Source organism: Burkholderia sp. MSMB1826 (genome assembly GCF_001526325.1).
GTDB lineage: Bacteria > Pseudomonadota > Gammaproteobacteria > Burkholderiales > Burkholderiaceae > Burkholderia.
This window is the reverse complement of the sequence record NZ_LOYN01000032.1, coordinates 1-24703: the sequence shown is the minus strand read 5'-3', so window position 1 is coordinate 24703 and position 24703 is coordinate 1. Positions and strand designations below refer to the sequence as shown.

Annotated in this window: 22 protein-coding genes and 1 pseudogene; 14 read left to right on the top strand and 9 right to left on the bottom strand. The window is 64.3% G+C overall.

Features of this window, described 5'->3' with window-relative positions:
* The first annotated feature begins 204 nt into the window (after positions 1-204).
* Positions 205-1164 (top strand): anthranilate 1,2-dioxygenase regulatory protein AndR, encoded by a 960-nt coding sequence (gene andR, locus WS95_RS20355; RefSeq protein WP_059825347.1) that lies wholly within the window; start codon positions 205-207, stop codon positions 1162-1164.
* A 234-nt stretch (positions 1165-1398) separates the two neighbouring features.
* Here andR and WS95_RS20350 read toward each other — a convergent pair whose 3' ends face one another.
* Positions 1399-2289: a LysR family transcriptional regulator gene (locus tag WS95_RS20350; protein WP_059825343.1), complete on the bottom strand. Its 891-nt coding sequence runs from the start codon at positions 2287-2289 to the stop codon at positions 1399-1401.
* A gap of 91 nt (positions 2290-2380) precedes the next feature.
* On the opposite strand from WS95_RS20350, the gene WS95_RS20345 reads away from it, so the two are divergent.
* The 3 genes from WS95_RS20345 to catC are packed head-to-tail and all read left to right on the top strand — an operon-like array spanning position 2381 to position 4783.
* Positions 2381-3514: a muconate/chloromuconate family cycloisomerase gene (locus tag WS95_RS20345; protein WP_059825340.1), complete on the top strand. Its 1134-nt coding sequence runs from the start codon at positions 2381-2383 to the stop codon at positions 3512-3514.
* Positions 3515-3546: 32 nt separating this feature from the next.
* Positions 3547-4449, top strand: a complete 903-nt coding sequence (gene catA, locus WS95_RS20340) for a catechol 1,2-dioxygenase (protein WP_034205324.1) — start codon at positions 3547-3549, stop codon at positions 4447-4449.
* Between the two features lie 43 nt (positions 4450-4492).
* Positions 4493-4783: a muconolactone Delta-isomerase gene (catC, locus tag WS95_RS20335; protein ID WP_059825339.1), complete on the top strand. Its 291-nt coding sequence runs from the start codon at positions 4493-4495 to the stop codon at positions 4781-4783.
* A gap of 140 nt (positions 4784-4923) precedes the next feature.
* Here the strand turns inward: catC and WS95_RS20330 are convergent, their stop codons facing one another.
* Positions 4924-5703 (bottom strand): NAD(P)H-dependent oxidoreductase, encoded by a 780-nt coding sequence (locus WS95_RS20330; RefSeq protein ID WP_059825336.1) that lies wholly within the window; start codon positions 5701-5703, stop codon positions 4924-4926.
* Positions 5704-5789: 86 nt separating this feature from the next.
* Between WS95_RS20330 and WS95_RS20325 the strand changes: the two genes are divergently transcribed.
* Together WS95_RS20325 and WS95_RS20320 are read left to right on the top strand one after the other, a co-directional pair.
* Positions 5790-6683, top strand: a complete 894-nt coding sequence (locus tag WS95_RS20325; protein WP_059825334.1) for a LysR family transcriptional regulator — start codon at positions 5790-5792, stop codon at positions 6681-6683.
* A gap of 165 nt (positions 6684-6848) precedes the next feature.
* Positions 6849-7253 carry a DUF2471 family protein gene (locus WS95_RS20320; protein ID WP_059784235.1) on the top strand — a complete coding sequence of 135 codons (405 nt, stop codon included), beginning with the start codon at positions 6849-6851 and terminating at the stop codon, positions 7251-7253.
* Positions 7254-7447: 194 nt separating this feature from the next.
* On the opposite strand, the gene WS95_RS20315 is transcribed toward WS95_RS20320, so the two are convergent.
* Positions 7448-9481, bottom strand: a complete 2034-nt coding sequence (locus tag WS95_RS20315; RefSeq protein WP_059825331.1) for an NADPH-dependent 2,4-dienoyl-CoA reductase — start codon at positions 9479-9481, stop codon at positions 7448-7450.
* A gap of 75 nt (positions 9482-9556) precedes the next feature.
* On the opposite strand from WS95_RS20315, the gene WS95_RS20310 reads away from it, so the two are divergent.
* Positions 9557-10636, top strand: a complete 1080-nt coding sequence (locus WS95_RS20310) for an AraC family transcriptional regulator (RefSeq protein WP_059825328.1) — start codon at positions 9557-9559, stop codon at positions 10634-10636.
* Between the two features lie 22 nt (positions 10637-10658).
* Here WS95_RS20310 and WS95_RS20305 read toward each other — a convergent pair whose 3' ends face one another.
* The 3 genes from WS95_RS20305 to WS95_RS20295 all read right to left on the bottom strand — a co-directional run bounded on the left by WS95_RS20305 (position 10659) and on the right by WS95_RS20295 (position 12968).
* Positions 10659-11108 carry an aconitase X swivel domain-containing protein gene (locus WS95_RS20305; RefSeq protein ID WP_059825325.1) on the bottom strand — a complete coding sequence of 150 codons (450 nt, stop codon included), beginning with the start codon at positions 11106-11108 and terminating at the stop codon, positions 10659-10661.
* Positions 11101-12348, bottom strand: a complete 1248-nt coding sequence (locus tag WS95_RS20300; protein WP_059825323.1) for an aconitase X — start codon at positions 12346-12348, stop codon at positions 11101-11103. Before WS95_RS20300 ends, WS95_RS20305 begins: the two co-directional genes overlap by 8 nt.
* Before the next feature lie 191 nt (positions 12349-12539).
* A complete protein-coding gene (locus WS95_RS20295) occupies positions 12540-12968 on the bottom strand; it encodes a MarR family winged helix-turn-helix transcriptional regulator (RefSeq protein WP_059825321.1) in 429 nt (142 codons plus the stop codon).
* Between the two features lie 92 nt (positions 12969-13060).
* Here WS95_RS20295 and WS95_RS20290 point away from each other — a divergent pair, with 92 nt between their 5' ends.
* The 5 genes from WS95_RS20290 to WS95_RS20270 all read left to right on the top strand — a co-directional run bounded on the left by WS95_RS20290 (position 13061) and on the right by WS95_RS20270 (position 18719).
* A complete protein-coding gene (locus WS95_RS20290) occupies positions 13061-13981 on the top strand; it encodes a LysR family transcriptional regulator (protein ID WP_059825318.1) in 921 nt (306 codons plus the stop codon).
* Between the two features lie 107 nt (positions 13982-14088).
* A complete protein-coding gene (locus WS95_RS20285; protein ID WP_059825315.1) occupies positions 14089-14520 on the top strand; it encodes a MarR family winged helix-turn-helix transcriptional regulator in 432 nt (143 codons plus the stop codon).
* A 64-nt stretch (positions 14521-14584) separates the two neighbouring features.
* Positions 14585-15679 (top strand): HlyD family secretion protein, encoded by a 1095-nt coding sequence (locus WS95_RS20280; protein WP_034205337.1) that lies wholly within the window; start codon positions 14585-14587, stop codon positions 15677-15679.
* Between the two features lie 13 nt (positions 15680-15692).
* Positions 15693-17267 (top strand): DHA2 family efflux MFS transporter permease subunit, encoded by a 1575-nt coding sequence (locus tag WS95_RS20275; protein ID WP_059784244.1) that lies wholly within the window; start codon positions 15693-15695, stop codon positions 17265-17267.
* A gap of 15 nt (positions 17268-17282) precedes the next feature.
* Complete coding sequence (locus tag WS95_RS20270) at positions 17283-18719, top strand: efflux transporter outer membrane subunit (RefSeq protein ID WP_059825312.1); 1437 nt, start codon at positions 17283-17285, stop codon at positions 18717-18719.
* A 46-nt stretch (positions 18720-18765) separates the two neighbouring features.
* Here WS95_RS20270 and WS95_RS20265 read toward each other — a convergent pair whose 3' ends face one another.
* Complete coding sequence (locus WS95_RS20265; protein WP_059825309.1) at positions 18766-19197, bottom strand: TIGR02594 family protein; 432 nt, start codon at positions 19195-19197, stop codon at positions 18766-18768.
* A gap of 247 nt (positions 19198-19444) precedes the next feature.
* Between WS95_RS20265 and WS95_RS34930 the strand changes: the two are divergent.
* A pseudogene (locus WS95_RS34930) lies at positions 19445-19615 on the top strand (IS256 family transposase); the annotation flags it as partial.
* A 242-nt stretch (positions 19616-19857) separates the two neighbouring features.
* Positions 19858-20856 carry a hypothetical protein gene (locus tag WS95_RS34925; protein WP_156444514.1) on the top strand — a complete coding sequence of 333 codons (999 nt, stop codon included), beginning with the start codon at positions 19858-19860 and terminating at the stop codon, positions 20854-20856.
* A 522-nt stretch (positions 20857-21378) separates the two neighbouring features.
* Here the strand turns inward: WS95_RS34925 and WS95_RS20255 are convergent.
* Together WS95_RS20255 and WS95_RS20250 are read right to left on the bottom strand one after the other, a co-directional pair.
* Entirely contained in the window at positions 21379-22806 is a 1428-nt protein-coding gene (locus WS95_RS20255; RefSeq protein ID WP_059825303.1) for an HD domain-containing protein, read from the bottom strand.
* Positions 22807-22815: 9 nt separating this feature from the next.
* Positions 22816-24141 (bottom strand): B12-binding domain-containing radical SAM protein, encoded by a 1326-nt coding sequence (locus tag WS95_RS20250; RefSeq protein ID WP_218921600.1) that lies wholly within the window; start codon positions 24139-24141, stop codon positions 22816-22818.
* Positions 24142-24703: the final 562 nt, after the last annotated feature.

Genomic DNA, 24703 nt, shown 5'->3' with positions numbered 1-24703 from the left:
CTTGTCGATCCGTTGCGTTGAATGCATGGAGCCGATTTTTGAAAGGCTAATATTCGGCGTCTATCCGGAAAGTGCGATTGCGGCGGCGCAATATCCACTTTCGGCGGATTTCTGCGCTAGCATGACGGCACACGCGACCCGGCGCACGAGCGCGGCCCATTCGTCGGATCGAAGCGCGCGTCGTCCATACCAAGGCTGAGGCCCATGTCCCCAACGTCGTTCGAGCCGCTCGCGCTGCGTGCGCACCGGCTGTTCGAATCCCGCGATCTCGACGAGACGCGCGAGCGGATCTCGCGTGTGATGCAGCCGCACGCGCTGCTGCCGAACGGCCGCGTGCACGGCGCATCGCACATGGATTTCGTCAAGCTGGGCGGCCTCGGGATCGGCACGATCGCGTTCGGCGACGCGATGCGCGTGCAGGTCGACGCCGTCGACGGCTACTACCTGCTGATGTTCTGCCTGTCCGGCCACGCGCAAGTGCGCGCGATGGGGCGGCAGCTCGGCGTCGACGGGCAGACCGGCGTGCTGTGCGCGCCCGGCGAGCGCTTCGACGCGGTGCTGTCGGCCGATTGCGAGCAGTTCGTGCTGCGCATCGACGCGGCGACCGTCGGTTCGCTGACCGGCGATCCGCGCGCGACGCTCGATCCCGTGCTGCACATCAGCGACGCCGCGCTCGCCGCGTGGCGCCAGCAACTGATGCTCGTCGCGCGGTCGCCCGAGCTGCTCGAACGCGCGAACGCGAACCCGCGGGTCGCATCGCAGCTTGAGCATCTGCTGATCGACCTGCTGATCGAAGGTCATCCGCCGTCCGCGCTGCAGGCGTCGCATCGCGACCCGGCGCCGGGCTTCGTGCGGCGCGCGCAGGAATTCGTCGATGCACACTACGCGCAGCCGCTGCAGCTCGCCGATATCGTCCAGGCCGCCAACGTGCCCGAACGGACGCTGCGCGACGCGTTCCTGCAATTCCGCGGGATGAGCCCGATGCAATACCTGCGCGCGACGCGGCTCGCGCACGCGCGCGAACTGCTGCGCGGCGCGGCGTCCGACCGGCGGATCGCCGATATCGCGCTCGATTGCGGATTTACGCACCTCGGCCGGTTCGCCATCGCGTATCGGGAGAAGTTCGGCGAATCGCCGTCGGACACGCTCGACGGGAAGCGGTAGCCCGGACGCGCGGGCTTGCCGATCTGCCTGCCCGGCCCGGCCAGCCCGATCTTCCCGGCCTTCCCGACCTTCCCGACCTTCCCGACCTTCCCGACCTTCCGATCTGCCTCCCGGCTCGCCCGCGGCAGCCGCGTGCCGACGCCCACCGACATCGCCCCGCAACGGACCTCGCACTGCGTCCGCCGGCTCCGCCGGGCCTGACCGTTAGTTGCAGTCGAAAGGCGAGCAGCTCCGCTATGCGGCCGGCACGATCATCTCGCGCGCAATCGAGCAGAACGCCGCCGTGGCGGCGCTTTCGCCGTGCAGCCGGCGGCTCATGATGATCGGCGACGTCGCGCCCGGCTCCGGCAGCCGCCGATAGACGACGCCCTTCACGCGCACGCCCTCCACGCTCTCCGGCACCAGCGACACGCCCACCTGCGCGGCGACGAGCCCGAGCGCCGTCTGCAGTTCGCGCACCTCGTGCACGGCCGCCGGCACGACCGCCCCGTCGCGCAGCGCCGACAACTGCTGATCGGCGAAGCTCGGCCGCGGCGTGCTCGGATAGACGATCATCGTCTCGCTCGCGAGATCCGCGAGCGTCAGCGGCCGGGTCGGATCGGCGAGCCGATGCCCGACCGGCAGCGCCGCGATCAGCTTCTCCTCGATCAGCGCCTCGCGCACCAACTGGTCGTCGTCGAAGCGCAGACGGCCGAACCCCACGTCGATCCGTCCGCCCTTCAGCGCGCCCAGCTGCTCGAGCGTGAACATTTCGATCAGCGACAGCTCGACGTCCGGCTGCGCCTCGCGAAACGCGCGAATCACGTCCGGCAGCGCGCCGTACAGCGTCGACGGCACGAAGCCGATCACGATCCGCTCCGACAGTTGCGCGAGCCGCCGCGTCAGCGGGCCGAGCTCGTCGGCCTGGTCGACCAGACGTTTCGCCTGCGCATAGAACACGCGCCCGGCATCGGTCAGTTTCAGCGGCCGCGCGCCGCGCTCGAACAGCGGCAACCCGATCTCGTCCTCGATCGCCTGGAGCTGGCGGCTCAGCGGCGGCTGCGTCATGTGCAGCCGCTCCGCGGCCCGCGTGATGTTCATTTCCTCGGCGACGGCGATGAAGTACCGGAGCTGACGCAATTCCATTTCATGCCTCAAAGGTATGGAAGTAGTCGGAAAGAGTGTTGGACGACGCGGGGCGGGAATTCCTACCATGTGCACCAACAGGAGGAATCGCATGATAGCAACCGCCGCCACCATCGAGCGCATCGAGACGTTGCTGGTCGATGTGCCGACGATCCGGCCCCACAAATTGTCGGTCGCCACGATGCATTGCCAGACGCTCGTCCTGGTCCGAATTCGATGCACGGACGGTATCGAAGGCGTCGGCGAGGCGACGACCATCGGCGGCCTCGCCTATGGCGAGGAAAGCCCCGAAAGCATCAAGGTCAACCTCGACACCTATTTCGCGCCGCTGCTGCAAGGCATGGACGCGACGCGCCCCGGCGCCGCGATGGCGCGGGCGCGCAAGCTGTTCCAGGGCAACCGCTTCGCGAAGTGCGCGATCGAGACCGCGCTGTTCGATGCGCAGGCGCGGCGTCTGGGCGTGCCGCTGTCCGAGCTGTTCGGCGGGCGCCGGGCCGATGCGGTCGATGTCGCGTGGACGCTCGCGAGCGGCGACACGCAGCGCGACATCGCGGAAGCCGAAGCGATGCTCGACGCCCGCCGCCATCGCGCGTTCAAGCTGAAGATCGGCGCGAACGCGGTCGCCGACGACGTGGCGCACGTGGTCGCGATCAAGCGCGCGCTCGGCGAGCGCGGCGACGTGCGGGTCGACGTGAACCAGGCCTGGAGCGAAACCGATGCGATCTGGGCCGGCGCGCGGCTCGCCGACGCCGGCGTGAGCCTCGTCGAGCAGCCGATCGCCGCGACCAACCGCGCGGGGCTGAAACGCCTCACGCAGCTCGCGCAGGTGCCGATCATGGCCGACGAGGCGCTGCACGGCCCCGTCGACGCGTTCGCGCTCGCGCAGGACCGCGCGGCCGACGTGTTCGCGGTGAAGATCGCGCAATCGGGCGGCCTGCAGGGCGCGGCGAGCGTCGCGTCGATCGCCGCGGCGGCCGGCATCGAACTGTACGGCGGCACGATGCTCGAAGGCGCGGCCGGCACGATGGCGTCCGCGCAACTGTTCAGCACGTTCGACTCGCTGAAATGGGGCACCGAACTGTTCGGCCCGCTGCTGCTCACCGAGGAGATTCTCGGCGAGCCGCTGCGCTACCAGGACTTCAAGCTGCACCTGCCGGCGGCGCCCGGCCTCGGCCTCACCTTCGACTGGGCCCGCATCGAACGGATGCGACGCGACGCCCGCTGATCCCCACACGACAACCGAAACCGGAGACACAGATGAACAAGCAAGCCATCGACGCACTGCTGAAGACCTTCGACGACGCCGCCGAGAAGCCCGGCAACCCGCGCGTGCGCGCGATCGTCAACCGGATCGTGAAGGACATCTGCTACACGATCGAGGACTTCGACGTGCAGCCGAGCGAATTCTGGACGGCGCTGAACTTCCTGAACGAAGCCGGCCGCGAATTCGGGCTGATCGCTGCGGGCCTCGGCCTCGAACGCTTCCTCGACGTGCGGATGGACGAAGCCGAGGAAAAGGCCGGCATCCACGGCGGCACGCCGCGCACGATCGAAGGGCCGCTGTACGTCGCCGGCGCGCCGGAATCGGTCGGTCACGCACGGCTCGACGACGGCACCGATCCGGGCCAGACGCTGATCATGCGCGGCCGGGTGCTCGGCCAGGACGGCGCGCCGCTCGCGAACGCGCTGGTCGAGGTGTGGCATGCGAACCACCTGGGCAATTACTCGTACTTCGACCCGTCGCAGCCCGCGTTCAACCTGCGCCGCTCGATCCGCACCGACGCCGAAGGCCGTTACAGCTTCCGCAGCGTGCTGCCGGTCGGCTACAGCGTGCCGCCGGGCAGCAAGACCGAGCAACTGCTCGACCAGCTCGGCCGCCACGGCCATCGTCCGGCGCACATTCACTTCTTCGTTTCCGCGGACGGGTATCGTAAGCTGACGACGCAGATCAACATCGATGGCGATCCGCATCTGTGGGACGACTTCGCGTTCGCGACGCGCGACGGGCTGATCCCGCCGGTCAGGCAGGCGGAGGGCGCGGAAGGCAAGCCGTACGGCGTCGACGGGCAGTTCGCGCTGATCGACTTCGATTTCTCGCTGCTCAAGGACAAGCAGGACGTGCCGGGGAGCGAAGTCGAGCGGCCCCGCGCGCAGGCGTGAGCGCCCGTCCCGTTCGACGAATCGACAACGCAAGGAGTGCAGGATGCTGTTTCATGTGGAAATGACCGTTCGCCTGCCGGCGGACATGGATCCGGTCAAGGCGGCGACGCTGAAGGCGGAAGAAAAGGCGATGTGCCAGCGGTTGATGAACGAGGGCGTGTGGCGGCATCTGTGGCGAATCGCCGGGCAGTATGCGAACGTCAGCATTTTCGACGTCGACAGCGTGCAGCAACTGCACGACGTGCTGAGTCAGTTGCCGCTGTTTCCGTATATGGAGATGGAAGTGCGGGCGCTGTGCCGGCATCCTTCGTCGGTGCGGGAAGACGATCGGTAAGCAACGATGCATCGCGGCCGTGACCGACGACCGCGAAATGCACGCCCCGGGCGGCCGGCGATGTCACGCAGGCCGCCCGGGGCGTTTTGCATTCGGCGACGGTTACCCGTATCACCGCGCGTCGACGTGCGCAGCCCCTCTCACGCGGCCAGATGCGCGGCAAACCCCACCGTCCCCGGCGCGATCTCCTCTTTCAACGTCAGCGCCGGAATCTCGTAGTCGCCCGCGTTCTGGCGGCGGAACGGAATCGGCGGCGTGGTCCACAGTTCGTCGAGACGCCGGCCGAGCGCCGTACACGTCTTGTCGAAGCGCGCGGCGTTCATCTTGCCCGTCTGATAGATCACGAACGGCGGCAGCACGTCGAACCCCGGGTAATACAGCACGCCGTGCTGGATCGGGAACAGCAAGTCGTCGATCGGCCCGTTGATGCCGCGCGGGCTGTAGTGCGGCTCCCATCCGCCCGTCGTGACGACGACCATCGCCCGCTTGCCGGCCAGCGAACCTTCGCCGTAGCGATCGCCCCAGTGCGTATCGGAATGCTCGCCGACGCCGTACGCGAAACCGTACGCGTACACGCGCTCGAACCAGCCCTTCATGATCGCCGGCATCGAGAACCACCACAGCGGAAACTGCAGGATCACCGCGTCGGCCCACTTCAGCTTGTCCTGCTCGCGCGCGATGTCTTCGCTTTGCGTGCCCGCCTCGAACGCGCGCTTCGAATCGAGCGACGGATCGAACCGCGCGTCGGGCGCGCGATCGGTCACGTCGTTCGCATCGAGTACCGCCTTCCAGTTCATCGCATACAGGTCGCTCACCTGCACCGTGTGGCCGGCCGCTTCGAGATGGCCGACGGTGAAGTCGCGCAGCGCGCCGTTCAGCGAACGCGGCTCGGGATGGGCATACACGATCAGCACCTTCATGCTCGTCACTCCGTCAATTGAATGACTGCAGGATGCCGCCTCCGACGGTATATTTGAAATGAATTCCCGATATTCCAGCTATAGCCATGAATAATCTCAGAAGGCTCGACCTGAACCTGCTCGTCACGCTGGACGTGCTGCTCGCCGAGCACAACGTCACGCGCGCGGCCGAGCGGCTGAACATGTCGCAGCCGTCGGTCAGCGTGCAGTTGCAGAAACTGCGCGACGTGTTCGGCGATCCGCTGCTGCTGCCGGGGCCGCGCGGAATGCGGCCGACCGCACGTGCGGAAGCGCTGCGCGAGCCGTTGCGCGACGCGCTCGAGGCGGTCGAGCGCACGGTGCTCCCGGCCGCGCCGTTCGATCCTGCGACCGCGACGAACACGTGGCGGGTGGCCGCGACCGACTACGGCGAATCGACGATCGTGCTGCCCGCGCTGCACACGCTGCGTTCGACCGCGCCCGGCACGCGGCTGGCCGTGATCGAGCTCGTGCCGCCGCGCATCGAGCAGGATACCGAACGAAACGGCGTCGACCTCGCGTTCCACACGACCGAAGGGTCGCCGCCCGGCATGCGGCGCCTGCCGCTGTTCGTCGAGCGCTACGTGCTGATCGGCCGTGCCGGTCACCCGAAGCTGAAGCGGCGCCCCACGCTCGCGCAGTTCGGCACGCTCGAGCACGTGATCGTGTCGCCCGACGGCGGCGGCTTTTTCGGCGTGACCGACGAAGCGCTCGCGAAGGTCGGCGCCGCGCGACGCGTCGTGCTGTCGGTGCCGCACTTCCTGTTCGTGATGTCGGCCGTCGCGAGCACCGACCTCGTCGCGATGCTGCCCGAGCGGCTGGTGCGCGACGTGCCCGCGCTGCGCGTGGTGGACGCACCGGTCGAGGTGCCCGGCTATGAGATGTCGATGCTGTGGCACGAGCGCATGCATCGCGATCCGGCGCATCGATGGCTGCGGGAAACGATCGCGGCGGCGGTGTAGAGCGTTCGCCCGATCGACGCGATTCGCCCGCGTCGCTCGCCGACGCACGGAATCCTGCATTCGGGGCTTGAAACCGCATCGAACACTGTATATATTTACAGTGCTTTTGCACCATTTGACCCGAATTCCGTCATCCACAGACGAACGGACTTTTGTGAGGCGACCATGTTCCAGGCTTCCGCATTCGATCCCGAACAACCCGGCTTCAATCCCGCCCACTTCGAGCGCGCCGCGCAGCGGGCGGTCGTCGATCTGCAGCGTGTCGTCGGCGGCCCCGCGCAGCGGGCGCTCGGCCTGCGCCGTCGCACCCACCCGGCGGCCGTGCGCACGATGAGCTGGCAGGCGCTGCTGAACGTCGAAGAGCTGGCGTTCTCGAATCCCGGTTTCCTGAACCGCAACGATCCGGCCGTCGTCGACGCGTTCATCCGGCTGCGCGACAGCCGGCTGGTCGCCGCGGACGTCGAGGAGCCGGTCGACTGGCGCCGCGACGACGACGATCTGCCGGCCGTCTATCTGATCGTCAAGGCGATGCTCGAAGCGGAGGAGGAAGAGCGGGCCGAAGCGGCCTGAGCCGCGCCAGTCAATCGCAATCACGGTATGCCGGGCTCGCGCCGCCACCTAGCGTGGCAGCGCGACCGGCGCTGCGGCTCGCCGCGGTCCCGCATTGGCGAATCCGCGCATCGGGCGGCAAGCCGCGAGCCGCGCGCGCAGCCTGATCGTCTCCGCGCGACGTACGTTCGAGCGACCGTTGCAGCGGTCGCCCGTTACAACCGCGCTGCGAGCCGCGCACCCTGATCGATCGCGCGCTTCGCGTCGAGTTCGGCGGCCAGTTCCGCGCCGCCGATCAGGTGCACCGAACGGCCGGCCGCCTGCAACGGCGCGAGCAACGCACGTTGCGGCTCCTGCCCCGTGCAGAGCACGATCGTGTCGGCTTCGATCAGTTCGTGATCGGTGCGCTGCTCGCCGTACGACACATGCAGCCCGCGCGCATCGATCCGCTCGTAGTTCACGCCGCCGATCATCTTCACCTGCTTCATCTTCAGCGTCGCACGGTGAATCCAGCCGGTCGTCTTGCCGAGCCCCTTGCCGAGCGGGGCGGCCTTGCGCTGCAGCAGCGTCACTTCACGCGCCGGCGCCGACGCCTGCGCGCGCGTCACGCCGCCGCGCGTCGCGGCCGGGTCGGTCACGCCCCACTCCGCTTTCCATTCGTCGAGATCGAGCGTCGGCGACTCGCCGTCCTGCACCAGATATTCGGCGACATCGAAGCCGATCCCGCCCGCGCCCACCACCGCGACCCGCCGGCCCACCGGCTGCCTGCCCGCGAGCACGTCGATATAGCTGAGCACGTTCGGCCCGTCCTGCCCCGGAATCTTCGGGTCGCGCGGCGCGACGCCGGTCGCCAGCACGATCTCGTCGTAACCGCCCGCGATCAGATCGCTCGCGTCGACGCGGCGGTTCAGGTGCAGCTTCACGCCGGTCAGTTCGACCTGCCGGCCGAAGTAGCGCAGCGCTTCATGAAACTCCTCCTTGCCCGGAATCCGCTTCGCCATGTTGAACTGGCCGCCGATCTCGGCCGCGCCGTCGAACAAATCGACCTGATGGCCGCGCTGCGCGAGCACCGTCGAGCAGGCGAGCCCGGCCGGCCCCGCGCCAACTACCGCGATCCGCTTCGGCTGCGGCGCGGGCGTGTATTTCAGCTCGGTCTCGTGGCACGCGCGCGGGTTCAGCAGGCACGATGCGATCCGGTTCTTGAACGCGTGATCGAGGCATGCCTGATTGCAGCCGATGCAGGTATTGATCTCGTCGGCACGGCCCTGCGCGGCCTTGACGACGAACTCCGCATCCGCGAGCAGCGGGCGCGCCATCGACACCATGTCCGCGCAGCCGTCCGCGAGAATCTGCTCGGCCACTTCGGGCCGGTTGATCCGGTTGGTCGTCACGAGCGGAATGCCGACCTCGCCCTTCATCTTCTTCGTCACCCACGCGAACGCGCCGCGCGGCACCGACGTCGCGATCGTCGGCACGCGCGCCTCGTGCCAGCCGATCCCCGTGTTGATGATGGTCGCGCCCGCGCGCTCGACCGCCTTCGCGAGCTGCACGGTTTCGCTCCAGTCGCTGCCGTCCGGAATCAGGTCGAGCATCGACAGCCGGTAGATCAGGATGAAGTCGCGGCCGACCGCTTCGCGCGTGCGCTCCACGATCTCGATCGGCAGGCGCATGCGGTTCTCGTACGAACCGCCCCACTGGTCGGTGCGCTTGTTCGTGTGCATCGAGATGAACTGGTTGATCAGGTAGCCCTCGGAGCCCATGATCTCGACGCCGTCGTAACCGGCTTCGCGTGCCAGCGTCGCGCAGCGCACGAACGCGCGGATCTGCCGCTCGACGCCGCGCGCGCTCAGTTCATGCGGCGCGAACGGCGAGATCGGCGATTTGATCTTCGACGGCGCGACCGCGAACGGGTGATAACCGTAGCGACCCGTATGCAGGATCTGCAGCGCGATCTTGCCGTCCTCCGCATGCACCGCGCCGGTGATCTCGCGATGCCGGCGCGCGGCGGCCGACGTCGTCAGCATGCCGCCGAACGGCTTGGTCCAGCCGGCCACGTTCGGTGCGAAGCCGCCCGTCACGATCAGGCCAACTCCGCCGCGCGCACGCTCGGCGAAATATTCGGCGAGGCGCGGCAGCGTCTTGCGGCTGTCCTCGAGGCCCGTATGCATCGAGCCCATCAGCACGCGATTCTTCAGCGTCGTGAAGCCGAGATCGAGCGGTGCGAGCAGGTGGGGAAAGGGAGTCGTCATGATGATCCGGCCAATAAGCGATGCCTGCCATCGTAGGCGCGCACCGCCTTGAACGTGAGGGGCCAAACAGCCATAATGCTTGTCATTTCCGGCCAAATCGACATGACTTCCCCGTCTCGCAAGGATCGCCTCGGGCTGCGCCGACCGACGATTCCGGTCGCCTATACGCGCCTGCTGCTGCAGGCGCTGGCCGCACGCGGCGTCGACCTGGCCGCCGTGCGTGCCGGCACGGGCCTGCGCGACGCCGTGCTGGCCGAGCCGGACGCCCGCGTCGCGCCGTCGCAATGGGGGCGGCTCGTGCTCAACGCGATCGAAATCGGCGGCGATCCGGGTATCGGGCTCGCATTCGGGCTGCTGCTGAAGCCGACCGTGCACGGCTTTCTCGGCTACGCGACGCTGACCGCGCGGGACATCCGCGAAGCGCTGTCGGTCACGCAGCGCTACTTCCGGATGCGCAATCGCCAATACCGGCTGACCTATGCGGAGGACGCACGCGGCGCGACGCTCGAACTGCATGGCGTGCAGGCGAACCCCGTGCTGCAGCATCACGTGATGTTCGAATTCGTGCTCACGGGGCTCGCGCAGAACATCTCGCAGTGGTCCGGCCGCGTGTCACCGCCGATCACGCTGCAATTCACGTGGCCGGAGCCCGCGTATTTCGCGCGCTATCGCGATACGTTGCCGCCGGTGGCATTCGGCCGCGCGGCCAATGCGTTGTGGATCGCACGCGACGCGCTCGACTGGCCGCTGCCGCTCGCCGACGAAGTCGCGCACCGGCAGGCGCTCGTGCAGGTCGAGCGCGAATATGCGCAGGTGCGGCAGGAGGAAGGCGATCTGGTCGAGCGCGTGCGGGCGGAACTGGCGCGCGCGGCCGGCGATTATCCGGGGCCGGACACGCTCGCCGATGCGCTGCTCGTGTCGACGCGCACGCTGCGGCGCCGGCTGGAGGAAGCCGGATCGAGCTACCGGCAATTGCTCGACGAAGCACGGTTTCGCGACGCCAAGCAGTTGCTCGCCGCGTCGGATCTCGATCTGAAGACGATCGCCGAACGGCTGCAATTCACCGACCCGGCGAATTTCACGCGCGCGTTCCGGCGCTGGGCCGGGCAGACGCCGAGCGCGTATCGGGAGGCGGCGGGCGTGGCACGCGACTGATGCGAAACACGCGCGCAGCGCGTCAGCCGCCGATATGAATCCGCGCGCCGCCGTCCCCCTCTCCCGCTTCGATCCGCACGTCGCCGGTTGCCGCGGCGATCGCGTCGTACACGTCGTCGCTCACGCACACCACCGGCACCGCGATCGCATACAGCTCGGCGGCCACGATCGCGCCGATCGAGATGATCAGGTCGCGCTCCTTCAACACGATCGCGACCGGCCCCGTGCCGTTGCGTACGGCTTCCGCGAGCACGCTGCTGCTCGAACTCGAGCCCTTCGCGTGCGGCATCACCATCACCTTGCCGGCGAGGCTCGCGCCGGCCTGTGGATGCCCGCGATCGACGATCCGGCCCGCGCCCGAGTCGTAGCCGCCCCAGAAGCTCAGCGGCTTGTCGAGGACGAACGGGCGCGCGCACGCGCTGCCCGGCACGAGCGTGTCGCCCGTCAAGCATTGTCCCGTCGCTTCAGTCATCGAATCGCACCTTGCCTTCGTACGCGGACCGCACGCATTCGCGCATGCTGCCGTACGCGACCGTCACGCCGATGTTCGCGGGCGCATACGACGCCCATTTCCCCGAGTTGGTCATCACCAGCCCCGACAACTGCTTCATCACCGGCGTGATGTACGTGCAGGTATCGACGACGATCTGGACGCCGCGCGCGGCGAATTTCTCCGCGAGACCGACTTGCTCCAGCTCCCACAAAATGAAGCGGCTCGTGTTCACGTAGAAATCGCAGGCCGGCTGGCCGTCGAACGCGTCGAGCAACGTGTCGAGCGTGCGGAATTCGGCCAGCGAAAAATGCGGCGTACCGAGCGCGACCGCGACGAGCGCGTCGCCGGCCGCGCCGTGATTCAGCGTGCGGCGAATCTCGTCGAGGTCGGCCATCGTGATGTCGACCGTGCGTTGCGCCGCCTGCCCGTGCAACGCGGCATCGAGCGTCGGCGCCTCGGGCGTCACGCCGACCGCATGGAACAGCGCGACGGCCCCGCTCGACGCGGCGGCCGCGCCGAGCGCCTTGAGCTCGTCCTCGGTGGTGTCCGCCGGCAGCCCGACGATCGCCGGCACGACGGCGCCCGCGATCTTGCCGACCGCCAAACCGAGCGCGGCGAAATAGATGTCGCGCGACGGCAGGCGGCTGAAGTCCGGCGCATTGAACACGATCCGCGCGGCGCGGTTCGCGTCGACATGCAGCCCCGCATACGGCGCACGCCCGGTGATCGCGGCGGCCAGGTCGAGAAAATCGCCGTAGCGGCTCGTGCGCGCGCCGAGCACGGAGTTCGCGAACACGATCGCATTCGATTCGGCCCACGCGATCTGCTCGCCCATCGCGGGGCGATTCTTCAGTTGATACGGCGCGCACGTGAAGCTCGATTCGCAGCCGAGCAGCACATGCGCGTCCATCAGGCGCTGCGCATCGCGCTGGATCGTGCGGTCGCCGTGATACAGCTCGGGATGGATCAGGTCGAGCGACCCGACGTTCAGCGTGGTCGGCACCGCGACCTTCGCGCCCGTCTCGACGAAATAGTCGACGAAGTCGAGGCTCGTCCGGCCGTGATACAGACAACCGTCGATGTGCGCAGACGTAATGTCGATCAGGTGCGGCGCGGACATCACCTGCGCCGTGCGCGCGACGATGCGCATCGCGCGGGCGACGCCGTCGCCGAAATCCCCGCGCAACATCGCGTCGTCGCGGTCACTCAACTGCAGCATCGGTGGCTCCTCTGACTCGTACCGGCGGCGCCGGCCCTGAAATCGGTCAGAGGACTCTACAACTGGAAATAAAAACTGTCCAGATCGACGGGAAACCGGACACCTTTAAAACCAATCTTCACGATCGAATACTTCCAGCCCTACCAATGGCTCGGATTTCGCACCAGTCGCTCGCCACACCGAAGCATCGCCTAGCGTTCCGCCGTCAGGCTGAACAGCTCATTGCGCAACGCCTTTGCGCGATCACGGCCGAACTGCGCGTCGAATTCGTCCTGTGCGGCCTGCCAAGCGACTTTCGCCTGCGCAAACGTGCGCTCGCCGAGCTTCGTGAGATGGAGCGCATGGGCACGCGCATCGTGCTCGGACGCAGCCGTCGCGACGAAGCCGTCGCGCTGCAACGGCTTCAGCGCGCGCAGCAAGGTCGTGCGATCCATCACGAGCGTATCGGCGAGTTCGCTCATCACGAGGCCGGGCCGATGCGCGAGGTTCGCCATGATCGAGAACTGCGCGGGCGTGACGCCAACCGGGGCCAGATGGCGCTCGTACAACTGCGTGACGAAGCGCGCCGCCTGGCGCAGCGCGAGGCAGTTGCAGGTCTGAGCAATCGAGATGTCGTTCATGTTTCGCAATCTATATGTGCATATGCATAAAGTCAATGTACACTCCGTCGTAACACCGGCCGGCGGCCGGCCATCGCGTCAAGGAGACGGACATGGACTACATCGACAAGCTGCGGATCTTCCGGTCGGTGGTGGAGATGCGCAGTTTCACGCGCGCCGCGGACATGCACGGCCTTGCGCGGCCGGTCGTGTCGCGCGCGGTCGCGGATCTGGAGGCGCGCTTCGGCAGCCGGCTGCTGCACCGGACCACGCGCCAGGTGTCGCTGACCGAAACGGCCGAGCGGATCTACGAACGTTGCGCAGCCGTACTCGACGAGCTCGATGCCCTGGAAGTGCAAGCGCAGACGCACACGCGCGAGCCCGAGGGGCTGCTGCGCCTCGTCGCGCATACGACGGCCGCGCTGAACCGCCTCGTGCCGCTGATCGCCGGCTTCAAGACCGCGCATCCGAACGTGCGCCTCGACGTCACGCTGACCGAGCGCCCGGTCGATCTGGTCGGCGAAGGCTACGACATCGGCATCGTCGTGCCGTACATGCTGACGAGCGAATCGACCGTCGTGCGGCTGATCGAGCGCATTCCGGTCGTGATCGTCGCGACGCCCGCGTATCTGCACGCGCATGCGCGCCCCGAGACGCCGGCCGACCTCGCCCTTCATCCGTTCGTGCCGATCTCGCCGTCGCTGCGCCGCCCCGCGCTGTCGTTCCGCGTCGACGGCGACACGCTTACCGTGCCGTTCCGTTTCGACATCTCGTCGAACAGCCCCGTGTTCAACCGCGAAATGGTGATGCACGACTTCGGCATCGGCATCGTCCCGAAAACGCTCGTCGAGGCCGAACTCGCGTCGGGCGCGCTCGTGCAGTTGCTGGAAGGCGCCGATCTCGTCGATGCGTTCGTCGACATCAAGCTCGCCTACGCGAACCGCGCGCTGCTGCCCGCGAAGGTGAAGGCGTTCATCGACTACACGGCCGCGTATTGCGACCGCGAAGGCTGGAGTGTGCCCGCGGCGGCTTGACCCGGCGCGCGAACGCGCGTTGCCGGCGCCGATTGGTACAGCCACGACACCAATCTGATCCCGCCGCGCCGCTCGCTTCGCGCCGCCCCGCCACCTAACATGTGCACATGCACAAGACCACGCTCACCGACGACGATTGCTTCGCAGTCCGGCAAGCCGCCCGGCGGATTTCGCAGTTCTACGAGCGTTACCTGTCGCGGGCGGGCGTCACGCCGTCGCAGTACAGCATCCTCGCGCTGCTGCGCGACCGGCCCGGCCTGACGATGGCGACGTTGTCGAACGTGCTGGTGATCGAACGCACCGCGCTGCTGCGCGCGCTCAAGCCGCTCGTCGGCGCGGCGCTGGTGACGGGGCGCATCGAGCCGCCCTGCCGTGGCCAGACGTTCGCGCTGACCGCGGACGGCGAAACGAAGGTGGCCGATGCGCACGTGCACTGGCTCGCCGCACAGGAAGCGTTCGAGCGGTGCTTCGGGCCGACGCAGGCGGCCCGCCTGAGAGACGAATTGTTCCGGGTCACGCACAACTTGCCGGAACGCTGACCCCTTCCCCGATCGACGCCGTGCCGTCGGTCGTTTTGAAAAGTGCATATACATAGGTGAATCGATGGATACGACCCAAGCCGCTGCCTCGTCCCGCGAAGCAGCCACAACCGAGCGGCCCGCGAAGCAGCAACGCCGCGTGCCGTGGATGCGCATCGCGGTGGGCGCCGTCGTCGTCGTGGTCGCGGCCGCCGCGCTCGACTGGCTGTTCGTGCTGCGCTTCCAGGAAAGCACCGACGACGCGTATGTCGGCGGCGACGTGACGGTGCTCGCGCCGAAGGTCAACGGCTTCGTCGACAAGATTCTCGTGACCGACAACCAGCGCGTGAAGGCCGGCGACGTGCTCGTGCAGCTCGATGCGCGCGACTACGACGCGAAGCTCGCGCAGGCCGGCGCCGAAGTCGACAGCGCGCGCGCCGCCGTGACCGAACTCGAGGCGAAGCAGCAACTGCAATTCGCGGTGATCGGCCAGCACGCGGCGGACAAGAACGCGTCGTCGGCCGAACTGACGCGCGCCGCGTCGGACCGCGTGCGCTATCGCGAGCTCGTGAAGTCGGACGCCGTATCGAACCAGATCGTCGAACGCGCGGATGCCGATTACTCGAAGGCCGGCGCGGCCGTCGAACGCAGCGACGCCGCGCTGCTCGCCTCGAAGCGGCAGCTCGACGTGCTCGGCGCACAGCTCGCCGATGCGCGGGCCCGTGTGAACACCGCGCTCGCCGCGCAGCGCGTCGCGGCACTCAACGTCGAATACACGACGATCCGCTCGCCGGTCGACGGCTACGTCGGCAACCGCACGGGCCGCGTCGGGATGCTCGCGAACGTCGGCGTGCCGCTGCTGACGGTCGTGCCGGCGTCCGGCCTGTGGGTCGACGCGAACTTCAAGGAAGACCAGTTGCGCAAGATGCGCGCGGGCGATCGCGTCGACGTCGCGCTCGACGCGTCGAGCACGCGCCTGCATGGCCGCGTCGACAGCCTGGCGCCCGCGACCGGCGCGACCTTCAGCGTACTGCCGCCCGAGAACGCGACCGGCAACTTCACGAAGATCGTCCAGCGCGTGCCCGTGCGCGTGCATCTCGATCCGCAGCCCGGCATCGAGCAGGTGCTGCGCCCCGGCCTGTCCGCGGTCGTGACCGTGCATACCGACCACAAGCACTGAGCGGGAGCCGACGATGACCACCGCGTTTTCCGGCGACCCCGCGTCGCAACCGACGAAGCAGCGCGTGTTCGCGTTCGCGCTGATGTGCGTCGGCTTCTTCATGGCGACGCTCGACATCCAGATCGTCGCGTCGTCGCTGCGCGACATCGGCGGCGGGCTGTCCGCGAGCCAGGACGAATTGTCGTGGGTGCAGACCGCGTACCTGATCGCCGAGATCATCGTGATCCCGATGTCGGGCTGGCTGTCGAAGGTGATGTCGACGCGCTGGCTGTTCGTCGCATCGGCCGTCGGTTTCACGATCACCAGCATGCTGTGCGGGCTTGCGTGGGACATCAACTCGATGATCCTGTTCCGCGGGATGCAGGGCGCGCTCGGCGCCGCGATGATCCCGACCGTGTTCACCACCGCGTTCGTGCTGTTTCCCGGCAAGCAGCGACTGATCGCGTCGACGACCATCGGCGCGCTCGCATCGCTCGCGCCGGCGATCGGCCCGGTGATCGGCGGCTGGATCACCGACCAATGGTCGTGGCACTGGCTGTTCTACCTGAACCTCGTGCCGGGCATCGCGGTGGCCGCGCTCGTGCCGCGCTACGTGCATATCGACGAGCCCGACCTCAGCCTGATCAAGCGCGGCGACTATCTCGGCATCGCGCTGATGTCCGGCTTCCTCGGCTGCCTCGAATACGTACTCGAAGAAGGCCCGCGCAAGAACTGGTTCGGCGACGACGCGATCGTCATCTGCGCGTGGATCTCCGGCATCTGCGGCTTCCTGTTCATCGTGCACGCGCTGACCGCCGACGATCCGATCGTCGACCTGCGCGCGCTCGCCGTACGCAACTTCGGGATCGGCAGCCTGCTGTCGTTCGTGACCGGCATCGGGATCTTCGTGACCGTGTTCCTGACGCCGCTGTTCCTCGCGCAGGTGCGCGCGTTCAGCTCGCTGCAGATCGGCATCGCGCTGTTGTCGGTCGGCGCGTTCCAGTTGATCGCGCTGTGCGCGTATGCGTTCGCCGCGCGCTACTTCAGCATGCGTGCACTGCTCGTGTTCGGGTTGATCTGCTTCGGCCTCGGCTGCTACCTGTACACGCCGATCACGCACGACTGGGGCTGGCGGGAATTGCTGCTGCCGCAGGCGCTGCGCGGCATCGGCCAGCAGTTCAGCGTGCCGCCGATCGTGACGATGGCGCTCGGCTCGCTGCCGCAGTCGCGACTGAAATCGGCGAGCGGGTTGTTCAACCTGATGCGCAACCTCGGCGGAGCGATTGGCATCGCGGTGAGTGCGACGATGCTCAACGACCGGCTGAATTTTCATTACCTGCGGCTGAACGAGCACGTGAGCGCCGGCGAACCGCAAGTCGCATCGCTGCTCGATCGCCAGGCCGCGTACTGGGGATCGGTGGCCGGCAATACGTTGAATACCGCACAGGCCGGCCTCGCGAACCTGCATCGGCTGATCTATCGCGAAGCGCTGACGCTCACCTATGCGGACGCGTACTACGCACTGTCGCTGTGCTTCGTCGTCGCGCTGCTTGCCGTCGTGTTTTCCAAACCCATTACGTTGAATGCGCCGCCGCCGGACGCGCACTGAGGCCAAAGGATCATCATGAAGAAGCTACTCGTCGCGCTGGCCGTCAGCGCATTCGCCGCCGGGTGTGCGGTGCAGCCCGCGCAACATCCGGCGTTGACCGAATCGGTTCAGACGCTTGCGCCCACCGCGTGGGATACCGACGTGCCGCGCGCGGACATCGACGCTGCCGCCTGGTGGGCGCAATTCCACGATCCCGTGCTGGACCGGTTGATCGCGACCGTGCTCGACGGCAACCTCGATCTGCAAGCCGCCGCCGAACGCGTGAAGCAGGCGCAGGCGCTGACCGTGCAAAAGCGCGCGGTGCTGCTGCCCGAACTCGATGCGACCGCCCATGCGGCCGACGCGCGACAGAACACGCCGCCGCCGCTCGGCTACGTGCGGCAGGCCGGTGCGGGGCTCGCACTGAGCTGGTCGCCCGATGTGTTCGGCGGCGAACGGCTCGAATTGCTGGCCGCACAGGCCGAGCTAGTTGGGCAGAAGCATGCGGAAGACGCGATGCGCCTCGCGCTCGCGGCCGATGCGGCATCCGCGTATGTCGATTTGCGCTGGGCGCAGCAGGAATTGAAGATTCTGCAGGATAACGCAAGGATCCGGCAGCATGCGCTCGAACTCACGCGCAAGCGACAGGCCTTCGGGCTGTCGACGGAACTCGACGTGACGCGCGCGCAGAACCAGCTCGATGCGCTCGAAGCCAGGATTCCGCCGACGCAGGCGCAGATATCGCATCAGCTCAATCTGATCGCCGTGTATTCGGGGCGGACGCCGGAATCGGTCGATCGGCTCGTGCTGGCGCAGGCCGGGGAGATTCCGGCGCCGCCGGTCGGTGTGCCGGGGACGTTGCCTTCGCAAGCGTTGTTGCGGCGGCCCGATGTGCTGACTGCCTACGCTCAAGTCGAGCGGCGGGCGGCACAAGTGGGCGTGGCCAAGGCCGAGCGGTATCCGAAGTTTTCGTTGAACCTGACGGACGGGATTCTGGCGGCTTCGTATCTCGGGTTGCCGACGTTGACGGATAACCTGTTCAGCGCGGCGCTGAGTGCGACGAGCCCGATCTTCAACGCGGGACGGATTACCGCCGATATCTCGCAGAGCGAAAGCCGGATGCGCGAGTCCGAACTCGGGTTACGGCAGACGATGCTGCAAGCGTTGCGGGAAGTCGAGGATGCGCGCGCGAATCTCGTCAGTTCCGACGAGGCGACGCGGAGGCTTGGTAGCGCATTGGCGGCTTCCGATAAAGCGCTTGGATTGGCGAATCAGCTTTACAAGGGCGGCGCGACCGATTTTCTCGATGTGCTGTCGGCGCAGGAGGTCTATCTAAGGGATTCGGATTCGCTCAATCAGGTCAAGCGCGAGCACGCGCTGGCAGCGGTGGCGTTGTATCGGTCGCTTGGGGGTGGGTGGAGCAGGAATGAGGGGGCGGGTGGGACGGAGGTCGAGGCCGTCGCGAAGAACTGAAGCCGATGCCTGATAGGGATGCAGGCCGCGTCGACGGCCTGCACGGCTACGCCGGCGCGGCGTTGCGGTCATCCGGCAGTGGCCAACGGTACCCGATTACTTCATGCAACGGGTACGCAAGCTCGCGAACCTCTTCCAATTGATTGCCGCCGAACAGATGCACGTGTTCGGCATCGTGGCGCAGGTAGAAACCAACGTGCCCTTTCCAACTCGTCGGCTCGTCGCGCGTCAGGATCGCGATGCAGCCGTAGACCGGGCGCTCCAGCGGTTTGCCCCATTCGAGCCACGAGCGTGCGAGCGCCGAGCCTGTACCGCGGAATCCGGCATGCACCATGCACCAGTTCACGAACGACGAGCACCAGGAAACCTTGTCGTCGTAGCCGACCAGGTTCGTCTGGTTGTTGTACTCGACGATGCGCGGGTTGATGCTGCCGGGCGGATGGCGGCGGATGCCGAGTTCGGCCAGCGCGACGGGCATCCAGGGTGGGTGGGCGTGGGCGGCGTTCACTTTGCTCTCAGGGTTCGATAGGGTCACGTCGTTCTCGGGCACGTGTCGGTGTCGTTTCGCGCAATCTTCGCACGAATGGAGCGAATCCACAGCGCCCTTGCAGGTTGCGATTTTCGTCGAGTGCGCCCGTATCATGTCGGCAGCGCCATCGACTCCGCCAACCGGGGCCTGTCAGGAATTTTGTGTTTAAGGCATAACATGCTCCCAAGGAGAGTTTATGCCTCGCAAACCGAAAGCCCAGCCGGCGGCTCTGCCGGCGATTCCGGCCGAGCTGCTCGAGCAGTTCGGCAACGGTCCGATGACGGCCGAAGCCATCAACGCCGCGACGCTGGCGCTCAAGAAGGCGCTGATCGAACGGGCATTGGGCGGGAAGGTAATGAGGAGGTTATTGAGCTGCAGCGTGGTAAGAAGTACCGTTCCGTGGCAGCTCACGAACTCTTCCGTCCGTATACCAATACGTTGCAACCGCTATACACCGAAGAGAAAGTGGTGGAGGAATTGCGTCGTATCCGAAGTCGCGCCAAGAAAGGTGAGTGGTCCGCTGACCAGCTGATTCCACTACTGCAAGCGTTAGTCCATGCTCCTCAAAAGCTGCGTTACTGCATGGAGTTGATTTGCTCAGAGTTGTTCATGCTGACAAGCCCAGCCAACCGATCGCCGCTGCAGCAAGAGTTAGCCAAGATGTTGCAACTATTTGGCGGCGATCCGTCCGAAGCCAAAGATCTTGTCAACCATGACGTTATCGCCCTTGGTGAACTACTGACGTTATCGCAACGGAAGCGTGAGCGGCGATCCGTTTTGCTGGTTCCCGCTTTAACAAGCCGAAGTAACGATTATTGGCACGCCGGTCAGGCCAGTGTTCTAGCGTCGGGTACAGCGACCGTGTTTTGTAATGCGGCCAACAAGAAGATCGGCGTTGGCGGTAGCTGTTTCATCGGCATTGATTCGGTTAGTGGCGTGAAACCTGAACATGCCGGCGTAGTTGGACTTTTGACCCCGTACCACGGTTGGAGCAAGGGCATTTTGCAACCCGACTGCAAGGGAGCTCTGTCGCCAACCGATCAAGCCTTGGTGGTAGTGGACCTCGATCCCGTGCATGTGGTCAGTGGCAAACCGCGCCCACAATTACTACCCGAACCCATGTCTCTGGTGGCCTATCTGCCTGTTGTTGAAATAATAGATAAGATAAAAAACGCTGAAGGGCTAGTAAACGCACTAACCAGTGAATTGACTCCAGAGGGATGCGATAAGTTACGCGAAATGCTGACAAATGAGGCCTTCCCTGAAGCATGCGGGCAATTGCACGAATACAAGGACTTCGCTGAAGCGTTGAAGGTGCTACTCGAAGACAAGCAGAATGGGAAGCTAAGTTCAGAAACAGGCGGACCGAAAGTGGAAAAATTCAAAGACTTCTTCGGGGATCCACGCGCCGTCCGCGAATGCATCTTGGCTTGGCTCAAGGACCGTCATCAGCAACCAGCACCAAAGGCGGGCGAGTTGCGTTTGGAACCTGCTTGGCTGGACTTTCTTGTTGCAGATCTGACGTGGCGGCATAGCGAGGGCAAGCATCCTGAAATCCGTGTCATGCCATGGCTCACAGAGCCAGTGCGTGACTCCAACAGGAGGTAAGCCGTTGCAACCATTCCTCACCTCTTGAGCGTAACACCAACAACTGCTTCCAATTGCCGGCGACTTCGTCCAATTGAGATGGAACGCGTCAACCATCGCTTCAAGGTCACTCGTGGAATGCAGCTTCAAGTGTGTTGCATCGACGGGTTGAATCCGCAGAGGAAACCCGTCATTCGAATGACGGGTTCGTGGGATTGGCGAACGGCAGTAATTGGCCGAGGCCGTGAAAAAACGCGCAGAACTGCCGACCAGTGATGCCCGGTTGGGAGGATAGTTGCATTATGCCGAGACGCAGGCAGATTACGTGATCGTGTTCTTCTGGCAAACGGCGTCGGCGCGCGAGTTCACGCGCCTGCCAGCTTCATTGCACGCATCGTCTTTGCGAACACGAGAAGATGGAGACGAATACGTTCGGGAGCATGCCGCCCGACATCATTCCACTCAGCGTAGAACATCATCATGACCTCGCATAGTCGTGACGAGTGAACGAAACTGATTTAATCTCCTCTCACAGTTACACCCCTACACCGACTCATTCAGGGCAACCGCCAACTCGTGTTTAACACGGTCGCGAATTTCAGCTTCTAGCCTGCCTCCCAGACCCACGTCGGCATCGTCATAGAAGATGCGATGGATACTGAAACGTGCCGCACTCGCAACAATCGGCGAAATCGACGCAATGTCGACGATCTTGCCCCCCACCTCAACGTTAATCTGCTGCGGATGGCCGCCCTCTACGTTCCGTGGCTTGTAGATATCTCTCGGATACTTATCGTACCAACACGTTTCGGTCCAAAGTCCACTTTGGGTTTGTAGGTGCTCTGAAACCCGCGTGCAAACCTGGTTCAGCACTTGTAGTCGCTGACTGGCGTCAAGCCCCTTCATCGTGGAGTCGTCGGCAGCCGTCTCATCCGCGAACTTCCAAATGTCGTGCATAGGGTAGAACTTTCGCAAAGCGATCCGTTCGGCCAGTGTCTTGATTAACTCGTTATCTGCTTGCTGGAAAAGGTACAGCGATCCCCAGAACATAGTGTCATCAAGAAGGAGGACATGGGAAAGTTGCTTGGGATTGTTGAAGAACTGCACCAAGGGATGGCTCGCTGTTAGACCAGCTTTTGCTTCTTCCCCAGCATAAATGCACTCAAACACTCGGCTTAACAACAACGAGAACATGTACTCGACACCACGGGTTCGCTTATGAAGGTACAGGGTCGGATAAAGTTGGAACAAAGTGACGGTGAATTGTTCCAGCGCGATGTAAGCCTTACTGTTTACATATAGAAAGCGACCGTTCGCCCCCTCCTTAGCTTGCAAGTTGCGCATCAACCATTCTAGGTCGATGCCACCGGAGGAAACACCTGCGAAATAGGAATCACGTTTAGCATAATCCAAACGGTCCGCGTCAAGCTGACTCGATACCAACGAAGTGTAGACGCACGTTTCGTCTTCTTTGGCGATCATTCTCGCCACCATTTCTGGGAATTCGCCCCCCATCTCTTCGAGAATCCGAGTGATTGAGGAATCTCTGATAATCCGTAGACTGATCGACTCATGGTTGCACGCCTCTGCAAGTGAGCCGCTTCGAGAAGACTGATTACGCTCCATATACAGTGAAATCGCATTTTCGAACGCGTGACTGAACATGCCATGACCAATATCGTGAAGCAGCGCGGCAGCGAGACAAGCCTTACCCTTGATTGACCATTTCCCACCTTGGGCTTCAGGCTCCACTACTTTTAGCATACGTTTTGCGACCGCATAAACACCAAGCGAGTGTGCAAACCTGGAATGGCTAGCCGAGGGGAAGACGAAGTCTGAAAAACCTAATTGTTTAACGCGACGTAGACGCTGAAAATACGGATCCGACAACATGGATTTTAGGAGTGACTCTGCGCCCCCCTCGAATTCGATCGCCCCGTGAATAGGGTCCTTTATCATCTTGCTATTCATAAATATTCCTCAGTTTGTCAATATATTATTGGAATCACGAATATCGTCACACGATGTCGCCACCGGTTCGGCAACTGTGAACGGCAACGCAGAGAGAGCGGACATTGCAACGTCGCGCTCGAAGTCGGCGCGACCATAGTCACGCGGGTAATAGGAAAAACTCTTGAGCGCGAAATAAGCGTCCTCATCCATGAAACGGCGGGACAACTCTAAGCTTGCAGCTTCGGCCGCTTCGACAGAAAAATCGTCGCTCAGATGCATTGTCGTGATTCCAGTTGTGATCGAAGCGAGTTCGTCTACCGGTCTGGCTCCGAGCAAACGCCATTCGTCCAGAAGCAGGGTAGCCGTCTTCGGCGGTCCATACGCCACCACGGGCCCGACCGAAACCCCTGTCACAGAATCGCGATGCTCATCAAGCCAGTCGGTCGTCTCCGCCAAGGTCTCCAGGGTTTCGCCGGCGTAAAGCAGGACGTTGACTTTCGCTTTGATGCCATAGTGCCGACATGCCGTAAGTAGATCGGAGGCTCGGCGAAGATAGCGGTCGGGATTGTCTGATTTCCGCATCCTCAAAATCTGGCGAGGTGAGGCAGTCTCTAGACCCAAGTCAAGAACACTTAGGCCTGCTTCGGCGAGGTACGCTAACGTCTGTGGCGTCATCACGTCGACCCTCGTTTCAGTACGCCAAGCGATCTCTAGACCGATGCGGGATGTTTCGTCAGCGAACGACGATGCCCAGCACGCAGTCGGCATGAACATTGACGATTGTAGATAGGGGTGGATTTCCTCTCCATCATACTGTTCGTGAACCAATTGCATGGAGGCAGCCAATGCGGCCGCGTTGCCAAGTTTCTCGACCCGAATATCCCGTTCCTCGCAGAAGGCGCACCCCATGCCGCAGCCGCGTGATGCCTCGACGCTAGGTTGGTACCTTCGATATCCGTCCACAAGAAGATGGTTGAGCGTAAAGTCAGGCGTTGGTTCTGCGATCCGGTACAGCACCGGGCTTTCGGTCAGCAACCTCTCGATAACGCCTTCACTCAAGCCAGGAGCCAGCACGTCAGCTTCCGGAAGCATTCCTCGAAGCCACTGCGGATCGGGCCCAACTACCCATCGACCACCTACGACGATCCGGCAGTTCGGATCAACTGCCCGAGCCAGTTTGCAGAACACTTGCGCCCAGGGCAAAGCGTAGAAACTCGGAATAGAAATCATTAACGGATAAATTGACGGAAACCGATTGCTTTCGCGCAACTGGCCGAGAACATCTTCAGGGGAGCGATGCTCGCCGTGAATGAGTGCGACATCATGACCGGCAAGTTGGAGTTTCGTCGCCAAAGACAAGGCACCATAGTTTAGATATAACTGTCGACGAGCAAGTGCGTGGTCGCGTTTTTTGGGGGAATACATTCCAGCAGAAATGAAGGTAACGGCGCTAGCTCTAATCATTCACGACTATAATTTTAAATTTACCAAACAACGATACCACTGCGTAATGCGACCATATCCTCGAAGAAAGCACTATCTCAATCCAGTGGACTCCTTCGCCCGACCGAGCAACATCAATGCGACCTATCCTATTGAACAACTTCCTTCGACATTCCTTGCGCCTCGGAAACAAGCTGCGAATATCACTTCTGCACCGGCAAAAGCTTCACTAAGCATTCCTGTCGCGTCTCCTCATCCACCGTCCCCATGCCACAAGCTACAATCTCCGCCACCTTCATCTCCCGCCAGAGGACATAAACCTCCCTCCTTGCTTGACTGAGACAGCTGAAGTGGTCAAGTAACTCTGGACATAGCTCCGGGTTAGGCTGCGAGCGCTTCGAAACGCGCTGGCGGCATTCCCTTCGCAGCCGAGTGAAGGCGACGATGGTTGTAGAAATCGACCAAATAGTCG